At 38.9% G+C, this 13885-nt stretch carries 12 protein-coding genes; 6 read left to right on the top strand and 6 right to left on the bottom strand.

What is annotated here, in order from left to right; all coding sequences use genetic code 11:
• The first annotated feature begins 7 nt into the window (after positions 1 to 7).
• Complete coding sequence (locus tag RI844_RS00970; protein ID WP_348396619.1) at positions 8 to 1354, top strand: dicarboxylate/amino acid:cation symporter; 1347 nt, start codon at positions 8 to 10, stop codon at positions 1352 to 1354.
• A gap of 154 nt (positions 1355 to 1508) precedes the next feature.
• Here RI844_RS00970 and RI844_RS00965 read toward each other — a convergent pair whose 3' ends face one another.
• The 3 genes from RI844_RS00965 to RI844_RS00955 all read right to left on the bottom strand — a co-directional run bounded on the left by RI844_RS00965 (position 1509) and on the right by RI844_RS00955 (position 5849).
• Complete coding sequence (locus RI844_RS00965) at positions 1509 to 2156, bottom strand: thiopurine S-methyltransferase (protein WP_348396618.1); 648 nt, start codon at positions 2154 to 2156, stop codon at positions 1509 to 1511.
• Positions 2157 to 2218: 62 nt separating this feature from the next.
• Entirely contained in the window at positions 2219 to 3250 is a 1032-nt protein-coding gene (gene sohB / locus RI844_RS00960; RefSeq protein WP_348396617.1) for a protease SohB, read from the bottom strand.
• Between the two features lie 124 nt (positions 3251 to 3374).
• A complete protein-coding gene (locus tag RI844_RS00955; protein ID WP_348396616.1) occupies positions 3375 to 5849 on the bottom strand; it encodes a VolA/Pla-1 family phospholipase in 2475 nt (824 codons plus the stop codon).
• Positions 5850 to 6098: 249 nt separating this feature from the next.
• Here RI844_RS00955 and RI844_RS00950 point away from each other — a divergent pair, with 249 nt between their 5' ends.
• Positions 6099 to 6836, top strand: coding sequence for a YciK family oxidoreductase (locus tag RI844_RS00950; RefSeq protein ID WP_348396615.1), 738 nt, complete (start codon positions 6099 to 6101; stop codon positions 6834 to 6836).
• Positions 6837 to 6883: 47 nt separating this feature from the next.
• On the opposite strand, the gene prmC is transcribed toward RI844_RS00950, so the two are convergent.
• Genes prmC through hemA form a run of 3 tightly spaced genes read right to left on the bottom strand, consistent with a single transcriptional unit; the run spans position 6884 to position 10209 of the window.
• The gene (gene prmC / locus RI844_RS00945) at positions 6884 to 7780 is read right to left on the bottom strand and encodes a peptide chain release factor N(5)-glutamine methyltransferase (RefSeq protein WP_348396614.1); all 897 of its coding nucleotides are present in this window, start codon (positions 7778 to 7780) and stop codon (positions 6884 to 6886) included.
• Between the two features lie 8 nt (positions 7781 to 7788).
• Complete coding sequence (prfA, locus tag RI844_RS00940; protein ID WP_348396613.1) at positions 7789 to 8877, bottom strand: peptide chain release factor 1; 1089 nt, start codon at positions 8875 to 8877, stop codon at positions 7789 to 7791.
• 60 nt (positions 8878 to 8937) lie between these two features.
• The gene (gene hemA, locus RI844_RS00935; protein ID WP_348396612.1) at positions 8938 to 10209 is read right to left on the bottom strand and encodes a glutamyl-tRNA reductase; all 1272 of its coding nucleotides are present in this window, start codon (positions 10207 to 10209) and stop codon (positions 8938 to 8940) included.
• Between the two features lie 201 nt (positions 10210 to 10410).
• Between hemA and lolB the strand changes: the two genes are divergently transcribed.
• The 4 genes from lolB to RI844_RS00915 all read left to right on the top strand — a co-directional run bounded on the left by lolB (position 10411) and on the right by RI844_RS00915 (position 13880).
• Entirely contained in the window at positions 10411 to 11043 is a 633-nt protein-coding gene (lolB, locus tag RI844_RS00930; RefSeq protein ID WP_348396611.1) for a lipoprotein insertase outer membrane protein LolB, read from the top strand.
• The gene (ispE, locus tag RI844_RS00925; RefSeq protein ID WP_348396610.1) at positions 11043 to 11885 is read left to right on the top strand and encodes a 4-(cytidine 5'-diphospho)-2-C-methyl-D-erythritol kinase; all 843 of its coding nucleotides are present in this window, start codon (positions 11043 to 11045) and stop codon (positions 11883 to 11885) included. Before lolB ends, ispE begins: the two co-directional genes overlap by 1 nt.
• A 175-nt stretch (positions 11886 to 12060) precedes the next feature.
• Positions 12061 to 13008 carry a ribose-phosphate pyrophosphokinase gene (locus RI844_RS00920; RefSeq protein WP_348398294.1) on the top strand — a complete coding sequence of 316 codons (948 nt, stop codon included), beginning with the start codon at positions 12061 to 12063 and terminating at the stop codon, positions 13006 to 13008.
• A gap of 239 nt (positions 13009 to 13247) precedes the next feature.
• Positions 13248 to 13880: a 50S ribosomal protein L25/general stress protein Ctc gene (locus RI844_RS00915; protein ID WP_348396609.1), complete on the top strand. Its 633-nt coding sequence runs from the start codon at positions 13248 to 13250 to the stop codon at positions 13878 to 13880.
• Positions 13881 to 13885 lie beyond the last annotated feature (5 nt).

Below are 13885 nucleotides of genomic sequence, written 5' to 3'. Positions count from 1 at the left end.
GGGCAATATGAATAAAGAAAGTGCGAATAGTTTAACTCGCCGAATAGTAATAGGCATGATTGCCGGTATTATTCTTGGCGGTATATTTCAAGCAATGCTACCTAAAAATGGTGATCTGCTGATCCCTCTCTACCTTTTTGACTTTTCTGTACGCGGCTTTTTTGTCGATGGTATTTTTGAAATAGGTGGGAAAATATTTGTATCAAGCTTACAAATGTTAGTAGTACCTTTGGTCTTTGTATCACTTATTTGTGGTACTTGCTCACTTAACGACACCTCCAAACTTGGCCGTATTGGTGGTAGGGCTGTCGGTTTATACCTAATGACCACTGCTATTGCGATTTCAATCGCTATATTAGCAGCTTTAGTCGTTGCTCCGGGTGAAGGCGTGAATATGACCGCGGATGTTACCTATGGCGCCAAAGAAGCACCTTCGTTAGCACAAGTTATTATTGATATGTTTCCAAGCAACCCATTTGATGCGTTTGTACAAGGTAACATGCTGCAAATTATCGTTTTTGCCTTGTTATTTGGATTGGCGGTAGCCTTGGCAGGAAAAGCTGGTGAACGAATTGCAAAACTGTTTGAAGACTTTAATGAAGTCATCATGCGCTTGGTTGTTATTTTGATGAACCTTGCTCCTTATGGTGTGTTCTGCTTAATGACCACTCTCTTTGCTGAAATAGAAATGAGCACGATCATGAATTTACTTGCCTATTTCTTATTAGTATTAGGAGTATTGATTATTCATGCACTGGTTACTTATCCGGTAATTTTAAAAGCATTAACCGGTTTAAACCCAATTATTTTCTTAAAGAAAATGCGCACGACGGCCCTATTCGCTTTTAGTACAGCAAGTAGTAATGCCACTATCCCTTCAACAATGAATACTGCCACCAAAAAATTAGGAGTAGATAATTCTATTGCTTCATTTACTGTTCCGCTTGGTGCAACCATTAACATGGATGGCACTGCAATCATGCAAGGTGTGGCAACAGTGTTTATTGCACAAGTATTTAACATTGATTTAAGTGTTGGTGACTTCTTAATGGTGATAGTCACAGCTACCCTTGCTTCCGTGGGTACAGCAGGTGTTCCAGGGGTAGGTTTAATCATGCTTGCCATGGTATTAGCCCAAGTTGGTTTACCTGTAGAAGGTATCGGCTTAATAATTGGTGTTGACCGTTTATTAGATATGGTCCGTACTGCGGTTAATATTACTGGCGATTCTATGGTTACGGTTGTTGTTGGTAAGTCTGAAGGTCAGTTTGATGAGGAAGTATTCAATTCTGTTGATGACACAAGTACCGACCGTATTGACTTTCATCATTTGAAAGATCAGAAGATCGATTAGCAATGGTTTAAGATATAATAAAGGCGCTATAATATTTAGCGCCTTTTTTGAGCCTGATAACTTCCCTCTCCTTAGTCCTTAGTCCTTAGTCCTTAGTCTTTCGTCTTTCGTCTTTCGTCTTTCGTCTTTCGTCTTTCGTCTTTCGTAAGGATAGTTACTTTGAAATAATATAAAGCTTTTCGATTAACTTAGTGACAGGAAATTTTCTGCGAGCAAACTTTTGACCGGTTAAATCACGCTGTGTTTTCTTTAATATCTTGTAATCTTTAAACAAGCGCATAACTTCATTTTCATCCACTGAAAATGGCGGACCTGACATTTCTTCTTGAGGGAATTCTAGGGTTAACAAAAACACTCGTGTGTTTGCTTTGATAAAATGCTTAATATGCTGTACATACTCAATTCGCATATCCTGAGGGAATGCGATTAACGCAGCGCGGTCATAAATCCAGTCAAATGGTTGAAATTGCTCTGGTGAAAGAGCAAAAAAATCGCCCTGATAAAGTTCAATATTGCCTTGCTGGTAAATATTAAACGACATGGTTTCCTGAATTTTTGGAATAAGTTGATTTTCTTGAAAAAAATCTCGACAGGCGACCGCACTCAATTCGTTACCAATCACTTTAAATCGGTCAGCGAAGAAAAATAAATCCGAAGTTTTACCGCATAATGGCACAAATACTCGACTGTCTTGTGGCTCAAGTAAATTTGGAAAATACTCAACTAATAACGGTTGTAACTCATCTTGGTGAAAACCAATATGAGTGTTGTCCCAACAGTCATGCCAAAATTGTTGTTTCATCATTACCCCAAAGACTAAAATCAAACGGATTAAATATTTAACCCGCTTGCTATAAGATTATCTTAGCTTGGAAAAATGCGGTTATTTTGCCAAAGCTTATTTACTACATTTTCTACCGAGATAGATGCCGCTTTACCAAACTTTTCCGCCAGACCTTTTTTAACTTCATATTTAATAGCAATTACTTTACGCTCTTTTGACGCCTGTAATAAGTAATCATCACTGGTTTGAATATCATCAACTAAACCCAGCTCTTTCGCTTTTAAGCCAAACCAATGTTCACCCGTTGCTACTTTAGCAATATCTAATGATGGACGATGTTCGCTAACAAACTCTTTAAATAATAAGTGTGTTTCTTCAAGTTCTTCAACAAACTTCTCACGGCCTTTATCAGTATTCTCACCAAACATAGTTAACGTACGCTTGTATTCACCTGCAGTTAATTGCTCAAATTCAATATTGCTTTTTTTCAGCAGTTTATTAAAGTTTGGAATTTGCGCTATTACGCCAATAGAGCCAAGAATGGCAAACGGAGCTGAAATAATTTTATCAGCAACACAGGCCATCATATAACCACCACTTGCTGCAACTTTATCAACAGAGGCTGTTAATGGGATACCTTGCTGGCGAACTCGGTCAAGTTGTGACGAAGCCAGGCCGTAACCGTGCACCATACCACCGCCACTTTCAAGACGCACAAACACTTCATCATCTTTATTGGCCACGGCTAATATCGCGCTAATTTCTTCACGCAGACTATTCACTTCACGAGCGTCAATGCTGCCTTTAAAGTCAACAACGAATAAACGATGCGGTGTTTCTTTCTCGCTGTTTTTATCTGCTTTGTCTTGCAGCTTTTGTTGTTTTTTTAATTCTTTTTCGTGTTGCTTAAACTCTTCCTTGCTAAGTAAATGTTCAGTCATATGATGTTCAACGTCATCAAATTGCTCAGACAAATCAGTAATATCCAACTCACCCTTTTTGTGTTTTTGTTTGTGGGCTGCACCAGCTATGGCGGCAATGATTGCAATAACGGCGATAACAAAGGTGATGGCTTTGGCAAAAAACAAGCCGTATTCATAAAGAAATTCCAAGTAAGTTCTCCTAATACTTGAATGATTAAAATTAATATAAAACGATTTTACACGATTACTGATCAGTTGAAACAAAAAAGGAGGCATAGCCTCCTTTTTAAACATGTTTTTTTGTGTCTATATATTACTTAACAACAGCTTCATCAGTAATTACGATAGCTTTTGCACCAGAGGCAAAGTAAGTAGCTATTTGCATTTGCATTTCTTGAGTAGCTCGTGCACTAAGTACAGCATCCATCGACTCAGGTCGAGTACCAGGCCAAACCAATGAATTATGATGACCATTTAGAAACTTAACAGCGCCAGATATAGTACCTTCTTCCGCCATTGTAGTTTCTGACACAGTTGATAGACCTAATAATTGATCTATAAGTGGTGTAGAGCCGGCTAACGGAGCTGAGGCTACGCTATTAATTACACCTTGGTCTGGCAAATTATCCATACCATCACCAATAATTTCAATGGTGTGTAGCGGAGTACCCGTATCAACTAACTTTTGAGCATAATTCATCATATCCGCAGAATCTGTGATAGTTTGCGCAGCAAAGACAAATTGTTCAAATGCACCATTCAATTCACCTAATGCTGGATGTTCAGAAGCGACGAAGTCATTCCAAAAGGCTTCCATTTGATCAGGTGTAGGTCCTGCTTCGCCAAACGTAGCATCAACAGCACCTTTAAAATCAGCCGACTGGCTATAAGCTAAATTAAATTTAGCTAAAGGTCCAAATGAAGGTGAATCCAATACCATATTCGCGGCGCCGCCAGTAGGAGAAACAAGAGAAGCGTCTTGAATAGCAAAAAGAGGATCGATCATAGGGTCTAAGCTTGAATTGGTTAACGCTAAAAAGTTAACGCCACTCATAGCGCCTAGTGAATGTCCTAGGTAATGTACTTGCGTTGAATCAATAGGAGCATTACTAAAGTTTAAACCTAAACGTAAAGCTAAGGTATCAGTAACACTTTGCTTAAGATTATCTCGCATTTGCAATAAATTACCAATATTCATGTAAGCAAACGGGTTAGCACCTGCCTCTATGTCCATGGTGCCATCCATGTCCAAATCATAGCCGCGGCTGCCATGTAATGGATGGTCAATTGCTACAGTTGCAATACCATTTAATGATAACGCGCCAGTAACTGGTAACATAAATTCTTTATTACGTGTAAAACCATGCGCTAAAATAGCCACCGGCCAGCCATTTTCAGGCATAGATAACGCTTCTAGGCCCATCATAGTTGTTCTAATGTAGTTTACCGTATCAATATCCGGCACTGTCATTTGTACATCAACAGTTTGCGTGCCGGTAACTTTTGGAATTGAATTATATTTAGTTAGGTTACGCTCTGTATCAATTGGAGTAGAAATACCTGCGGCTGACAAATTCCAACTACTTGTTTCTCTTAGCGCACCTTTGCTAAGTGCCATACAAACTCCGTCATCAACACTTTGTGGTTCAGCAGGAATTAATTGTGCGGCATTTTCTCCTAGCGCATCTTTTAATCCAGCTAATGTAACACCAGAATCACATAATGCTTTCCATGGCACATTAATTGGCGCCATTGGATTTTCCATTGAAGGTTCAGTGAAGTAATTAGGGATAGTTACCGAGCCAGAATAAAGGTTGGCACTCGAATATAAGCCAAATTGTTCAGCGCTAAGAGGATCTGCACCTAACTCTGTAAGCATTGCATTTAATGCATCTGCAGCGGTTAAATTTGTATCGGCAACAATAACCGATGGTGGCGCGAACAAAGCATTAGGCGTTACAGAAGCTGCTAATAACTGTTTAGTTACACTTAAAACATCACCAACTGATTGTGTCGTCATGGTCATGGTATAAATAATTTCGTCTTTATTCAGTCCAAAACCTTCAGCAATGTCTTCATAACTATTAGTTAATTGCTGTAACCCCAGAAGATCAGGGTTCGAAATAGGTGATTCGTTTACATCTTGTTTGATCAGATTATAAGTAGGTGAACCATTGATTGCATCACCATTGGTATCTTTTAATTTATTTGTTAGTGCGACTATGTAGCTTGTTTTAGGCTTTAATGGTTTTAATGGAATAACGGCTAGGCTACTACCCATGGCTTGCACAAAATAATCGTCAGTCAATACTAGTTCTTTTACCGGTTTACAGCCAACAAGTGCGGGTACTGAAGCACAGTCTGCATCATCAATATTTGCGCCTAAAACAACTTCATAAATTGCAATGGCGCCAATATCAAATAACGATGCAGGATCTAATGATACTCCATCAGCAAAATCGAAATTTAACACGAATGGTTGGTTTGTTGACCAGCCGTCAAGCGCATTAGCTGCAACAAATGGGTTAGAAAAATCGGTAGGATCACCACCATTTAAAGGGATGTTTAGTGTGCCATCCTCAGTACCAATAAACAGTAGATCATTTGGTGGAGCAACATCTCCGGCAGCAGGATCGAACCTAACTCTTGAAACTTTTGAAAAACTAGTATCAGTACCAGTTGCACTTACAACATTATTTTCTTTTTCAATGTCGGCAATGGTTTCATCATCACAACCAGACACACCAAGTGCGCTCGCAATTGCGAGGCCAATTAGTAGTTTTTTCATCTTTGCTCCCCAAAGGACTGTAGTATCATCGCTTAATGTTATTGTTTTGTTAGCGAATAGTTTTTTTATTGTTAACTAGTACGACCAGTTACACATGATAATTATAACTTACCGGAACATTTAGCAGTTTGCTACACTTTTTTACAACTTCCAACAAAATATAAACAAATATATTTTTTAAAATATTCTCGAAAGCTGCATTCACTACAGGTAGAATAGCGCTAATATAAATTTTTATAATGATTAACTATGTTCGATTATCAAGCTCAACCTAACTGTCTGCAAAATAAAACTATTTTAGTCACCGGCGCAGGAGCTGGCATTGGCCGTGCCGCCGCGCTTAATTACGCTAAATTTGGTGCTACCGTTGTTTTACTAGGTAAAACCGTTGAAAAGCTTGAGCAAGTTTATGACGAAATAGTAAATTTGGGCTACCCTGAGCCTGCGATTATTCCGTTAGATATGAAAGGTGCGACAGCCCAGCATTACAAAGATATGGTTTCCACTATAGTTGGCCAACTAAAGCACATTGATGGTGCGCTTTTAAACGCTTCAATATTGGGTGAGCTAACACCATTTACGCAAATTAGTGCGCAAATTTGGCAAGATGTCATGCAAGTGAATTTAAATGCACAAATGCAACTTGCCCAGGCATTAATTCCGACAATGACTCAATCAAATTCAGCGTCACTGATTTTTACAACATCAGGAGTGGGTAATCAAGGCCGTGCATTTTGGGGACCGTACAGCATTTCAAAATTTGCAACCGAAGGCATGATGCAAGTAATTGCAGATGAATATGAAGGTTCAAGTTTACGAGTTAATGCCATTAACCCAGGTGCAACTAAAACAAGTATGCGAGCGACTGCGTTTCCTGCTGAAGATAAAAGCTTAATCGCCGAAGCCGAGGACATAATGCCATTGTATTTATACTTGATGAGTGATGATAGCAAAGCCGTAAATGGCCAACGCCTTAACGCTCAGTAGATTTTAACGGGGTCACTTATTTAGATCCCGTATCAAGTACGGGACGACTAAGGTCGGTTTCTAGTACCGTATATTGCTTTGGTGATCCTAGGATTACCGCCAAAGTCATTAATGGTTTCAATTTCTTGATAGCCATATTCAGCAAACAAAGCTTGCACTCGCTTGCCCTGTTCAAAGCCATGCTCTAAATACATTTGGCCATTTGCACTTAGAAACGCCCTTCCTGTATCAATGATATGGCGAATATCAGCATAACCTTCATCGCTGGCAACTAATGCTGATTTTGGCTCAAAGCGAATATCACCTTCAACTAAATGTTTGTCATCATCTGCTATATAAGGTGGGTTGGAAACTATCACGTTGAAACGTTTATTTTTATCGATGGCGTTAAACCAATCACTTTGATAAATAGCAACATGAGTTAAATCAAGTTGTCGCGCATTTGATTGGGCGAGAAGTACCGCATCACAGTTAAATTCAACTGCATCAATCTGCCAAAGTTTGTGCTCTGAAGCTAACGCTAATGCTATTGCGCCAGTGCCAGTACCTAAATCTAACAAGGCAAGTTGTTCGGTTGGGTTATTATCCAACACGGTTTCAACTAATATTTCTGTGTCAGGTCTTGGGATCAGTGTACATGGAGCGACTAAAAATTCTAATGACCAAAATTCGCGCCTGCCAGTGATAAACGCAACAGGTTCGCCTGTTAACCTACGTTTCACAAAGCTGCCAAATAAAGATATTTGTGCTTCAGTTAACTGTTTCTCTGGCCAAGTGCTTAAATAACTTGTTGGTTTATCAAGCACAGTAGCCAGTAAGCTTTGGCTGTCTACCTTGGCATCAAAGTCATTTTCAAATGCTAAAAAGCAGCGTTTCGAATAATCGAAAAGCTGCTTAATAGTAGTTAACCCTACCATAGCCGGGTTTACATTAGGTGCGTGCAAAGTAAGCTTTAGCCTTGTTCGGCAAGGGCCGCAAGTTGGTCCGCTTGGTTTTCTTGTAAAATAGGATCAAGTACAAGTTGTAAATTACCTTCTATCACTTCGCCTAAACGGTATAGCGTTAAGTTAATACGGTGATCTGTCATACGTCCTTGTGGATAGTTATAGGTGCGAATTCGTTCAGAACGATCGCCACTGGCCACTAAATTACGACGAGAAGACTCTTCTTCGCTGCGGCGCTTTTCATCTTCAGCCTGTTGTAAACGAGACTGTAATACAGACATCGCTTGTGCGCGGTTTTTGTGCTGTGAACGTTGATCCTGACACTCTACTACTACGCCAGTTGGGATATGAGTAATACGTATCGCTGAGTCGGTTTTGTTAACGTGCTGACCACCAGCACCAGAGGCCCGGAAAGTATCAACTTTTAAATCAGCTTTATTAATTTCTATCGCTTGCGACTCAGGGATTTCTGGCATAACTACTACAGTACAAGCGGACGTATGAACTCGACCTTGTGATTCTGTTTCAGGTACACGTTGAACTCGATGGCCGCCGCTTTCGAACTTCATTTTTCCATAAACACTTTCACCGGCAAGCTTAACGATAATTTCTTTATAACCGCCCTGCTCACTTTCATTCATATTTAAAATTTCAGTGCGCCAGCCTTGCTTTTCAGCATAACGAGTATACATACGATATAAATCACCGGCAAAAATAGCCGCTTCATCACCACCAGCGCCCGCTCTTATTTCAACAAAACAGTTATTGTCATCGTTAGGATCACGCGGAATTAATAGGATTTGCAAATCACCTGTTAATTTTTCAATTTCAGCTTTTGCATCTTTGTATTCTTCTTGAGCCATTTCACGCATGTCAGGATCTTCGTCCTTCATCATGTCTTGTGCCATGGCAAAATTATCTTCTGCTTGTTTGTAATCGCCAAAGACTTTAGTCACTTCTTCTAACTGCGAAAATTCTTGTGATAAAGCTCTAAATTTATTCTGATCACCAATTACTTCCGGATCAGACAGTAGCGCTTGCACTTCTTCAAAACGCTCTACTATTATTTCAAGCTTTTGATATACAGATTCATTCATTTAATTATTTTCACCAAAAGGTTAATTTGTAAGGTTATCTTCGATATTTATTTGTTTAATTTAGTTATCTTTTTTGTCTAAATCAAAAACATCGTGTAGATATATAATTTTATCTAGTTCGCCACCCTGCGCAGCAGACTGCAATGCTCGGGTTGGGGCGTGCATTAAGTTATTAGTTAACTTGGTTGCCAGTTCAGCAATAACTGCATCAGGACTTTTATTATTTTCAAGCTGTTGCTTGGCTCTTAGTAATAGTGCGTCACGTTTACTTAAACATTGATTACGATAAGCGATTACTGCATCTTGAGTATTTAAACCACGCAACCAGGCCATAAAATCATCAGTTTGAGTAACTACAATTTTTTCAGCTTGGTCTGCCGCTTTTCTACGGTTTTCCATATTCTGCGCAACAATACCTTGTAAATCATCTACCGTATATAAAAATACATCTTGTAGTTCACCTACTTGCTCTTCGATGTCGCGAGGTACAGCAATATCTACCATAAAAATTGGCCGATGACGACGCTGCTGTAATGCAGTTTCAACCATACCTTTACCAATGATAGGTAAGGTTGAACCAGTCGAGCTTATTACTATGTCAGCATCACTGATGTGTTCTGGTATTTGCGCTAAGGTTATCACTTCTGCGCCAATTGCTGACGCCATTTTTTCAGCACGCGCGACAGTACGATTGGCAACTGTTATTTTACCTACCTTATTATCGTATAAGTGTTTAGCAACTAATTCGATAGTTTCACCTGCGCCAATAAGCAGCACTTTGCTTTTTTCTAATTTGGCGAAAATGTGCTTGGCAAGGTTTACTGCTGCAAAAGCCACAGAAACAGCACTGGCACCTATTTCAGTATCGGTACGGACTTGCTTAGCAACGCCAAAGGTACGTTGAAATAAACGTTCCATGATCATTTGCATAGAGCCTGCCGCTTTCGCTTGGCTATAAGCTTGTTTCATTTGACCAAGTACTTGTGGCTCACCCAAGATGAGTGAATCCAACCCACAAGCAACACGCATCATATGGTTAACAGCCTGTTGGTCATGATGCCAATACAACGTTGGTGAGATCATACTTGCAGGTACTTTATGGTAATCTTCCAACCAAGCAGTTATACGCTGCTGTACCTCTAATAGAGGCTTATCTTGAACAAAGTATAATTCGGTCCGATTACAGGTAGATAAAATAGCTGCTTCTTTACAAGCAAGCTCGTCTATCATTTGTTGCAATGCATGAGTAAGGTTATCAGGAGTGAATGCCACTTTTTCACGCACGGATACTGGCGCAGTTTTGTGATTAATTCCTACAGCAAAAATGGACATATGAAAATATAAATAACCTGTTAATATAAAAAACAATATTGAGTTTAATTTGAACTCAGATATTCACCCGATGAAATAACTTAGTATTGACTAACAATAAAAAAATTTTATCATAGTGGCGCTAATTTTACGAAATAACCGCGCTGATTGAAAGATGCACCACAAGATAACAACAAAAAATTAAAGGTTTTTATCAAAAAAATGTTAAAACACAGCAAAAATAGCCCTGTTACTTTGATGAATGCGTTAATTTTTATCTTAGTCGCCATGTTAACAGCTTGTAGCACAACAAAAGTTGCAACAGATCAACAATTGTTTCAAAACAAAACTCAACGTGCAGAACAGTTAAGCCGTCTTCATAATTGGACAATAAAAGGTAAAATAGCCTTTATTGAGGGCAACAGTAAGCAAAGTGCTAATTTATATTGGCGTCAAACTCAACATTCTACCAATTTAAAACTCACCACTTTTCTAGGGGTAAATGTTTTAACGCTAAGTTCAAAAAACGATATTCATATTTTAACAGCCAATGGCAAAACCTACCAAGATGATAATTTAGAAGATTTATTAAACCAGGTTTCTGGCATCCGTTTACCCGTTAATGCCTTGGTTTATTGGATAAAAGGTTTAAAAGCACAAAACGAAGATCAAATAACTTACTCCGAAACAACACTTTTACCCCAAACGTTAAATGCTTGGGTTAATAATACCTATTGGCAATTACACTATAAAAAATACAATTTAGTGAATAACTTACGTTTGGCAAGTCAGTTAACGATTAAACATCAGCAATTAGTTATAAAAATGGCTATCCATACTTGGGAAATTAATTAGTGAACAACTCCTTTCAACGTTTTTCTTCAGTCGCTAAAATAAATCGTTTTTTACATATTACCGGCCAACGGAGCAATGGTTACCATGAATTACAAACGATTTTTCAGTTTCTTGACTTTGGCGACTCACTTGAATTCAAAATTAATAATAGTGGGCAAGTAAATTTGTTAACCCCTATTGCTGGCGTTAGTAATGACAGTAATTTAATTGTTAAAGCTGCTAAACGTTTACAATTACAGGCAGGTTGCTCATTAGGCGTAGAAATTAAACTTCAAAAACAATTACCTATGGGCGGCGGCTTAGGAGGTGGCTCTTCAAATGCGGCAACAACCTTACTGGCATTAAATAAACTTTGGCAACTTAATTATACAACTGACCAACTTGCCGAGTTAGGGATAAGCCTGGGTGCCGATGTGCCTGTATTTGTTCGCGGCTGCACCGCTTTTGCCCAAGGTATAGGTGAGCATCTTACTCCAATAGTCGTTGATACGCCTTGGTTTTTAGTAACAATCCCTAACTGTTCAATCTCTACGGCTGAAATATTTGGGGCAAAAGAATTACCAAGAAATACAGCAAAAATAGACATTAACAATGTTGATATTGACAGTTGTCATAATGATTGTGAAAAGTTGGTTATAAAACGCTACCCTGAGGTTGCCAAATTGATGTCTTGGTTGTTAGAATACGCGCCATCAAGATTAACTGGCACCGGAGCTTGTATTTTTTCATCTTTTAAGGATAAAAAATCAGCCGAGCAAGTACAATCAAAGTTGCCAAATGGTGTAAAATCATTTGTCGCAAAAGGTTTAAGCCATTCGCCTATTTTAGCTGAGCTAGATTGATAAGGTGATGGTATAGGGTTAATTAGCTTTAACTCTTGCTAATAAATACGTTTGTATTATTTAGCTTCTGCTAACATTAGGTTAGCCCACACGCATTGGATTTATTGTAATAATTATTGTTATTAAGGTTTAGTGTATTATGTTTAATGATGTCGAAGTTTCTGAGGAACTGACAGTGCCTGAAATGAAAATTTTTGCGGGTAACGCCACCCCTGAACTGGCTAAGAAAATTGCAGACCGTCTTTATATTAATTTAGGTGATGCAAAAGTTGGCAGTTTTAGTGACGGTGAAATCAGCGTTGAGATTACTGAAAACGTTCGTGGTGCGGATGTTTTTATAATCCAATCTACTTGTGCCCCTACTAACAATAACCTTATGGAACTTATTGTAATGGTTGATGCTTTACGTCGTGCTTCGGCCGGTCGTATCACAGCCGTTATTCCATATTTTGGTTACGCTCGCCAAGACCGTCGTGTACGTAGTGCTCGTGTACCAATTACGGCAAAAGTTGTTGCTGATTTCTTATCAAGTGTTGGTGTAGACCGTGTTCTTACCGTTGATTTACACGCAGAACAAATTCAAGGTTTCTTTGACGTACCAGTAGACAACGTATTTGGTACACCAATATTACTTGAAGATATGCTAAACAAGAAACTGGATAATCCAGTGGTAGTTTCTCCTGATATTGGCGGTGTTGTACGTGCTCGTGCAGTAGCAAAATTATTAGACGATACCGATTTAGCTATCATTGATAAACGTCGCCCGAAAGCAAACGTTTCACAAGTAATGCATATTATTGGTGATGTTGATGGCCGTGACTGTATTATTGTTGATGACATGATTGATACTGGTGGTACGTTATGTAAAGCAGCTGCCGCGCTTAAAGAGCATGGTGCTAAGCGAGTATTTGCTTATGCCACTCACCCAGTATTATCTGGCGGTGCAGTTGAAAACATTAAAAACTCAGTGATTGATGAAATGATCGTTACCGACTCAATTCCATTAACAGATGAAATGAAAGCATTATCAAATGTTCGTCAATTAAGCTTATCAGGTATGCTATCTGAAGCCATTCGTCGCGTCAGCAATGAAGAATCTATTTCGGCAATGTTTGAAGAATAATTTCTAAAGTCGGGGAGTTATCTTCCTCACTTTACAAAAAAATTCAATAAAGTGCGCTTTTTAGCGCACTTTTTGTTTGTTAACAGCCTTAAAAATGTTATCATTCGCCGCCTTTTTTAGCTCAGTGCAGGTTTATTCTTGTGTAAGGCTTATAAAAAGCAGCCCAACAAGGGCATTAGAGATTACTCTTGGTCGCAAAGAGTAATTACAATATTTACTATTAAGATAGAGAAATCATTATGGATTTATATACTTTAGATGCTGAAGTTCGTACAGATATGGGGAAAGGTGCGAGCCGCCGCCTACGTCACGCGAACCTAGTTCCAGCAATCGTTTACGGTGCCGGTCAAGAACCAGTATCTATTACTTTAACTCACAACAAAGTTTGGCGTGCACAACAAGAAGAAGGGTTTTACTCTCACATTCTTACGTTAAACATTGGTAAAAAGAAAGTTAAAGTTGTAATCAAAGATATGCAACGTCACCCGTACAAAGAACAAGTAATGCACTTAGACTTTTTACGTACTGATGCTAAAACTGAGTTACACACTTCAGTTCCTATTCACTTCATCAATGAAGAAGAAGTAACTAAAGCTGGTAACATCGTTGTTCACAACTTGAATGAAATCGAAGTTGCATGTTTACCGAAGAACTTACCTGAGTTCATCGAAGTAGATGTTGCAAACTTAGAAGTTGGTCACCCATTACACTTATCTGATATCGCTCTTCCAAAAGGCGTAACATCAGTTGAGTTGTCTAAAGGTGAAAGCCACGACGCAGCTGTAGTATCAGCTAGCACTCCAAAAGCTGCTAAATCTTCAGATGAAGAAGAAGCTGCTGAAGGTGATGCAGAAGTAGCAACTGAAGAATAATCGCT

The organism is Thalassotalea fonticola (assembly GCF_032911225.1).
GTDB lineage: Bacteria > Pseudomonadota > Gammaproteobacteria > Enterobacterales > Alteromonadaceae > Thalassotalea_A > Thalassotalea_A fonticola.
Note: the sequence above shows the minus strand (reverse complement) of the source record. Positions and strands in the feature narration are given on the sequence as shown.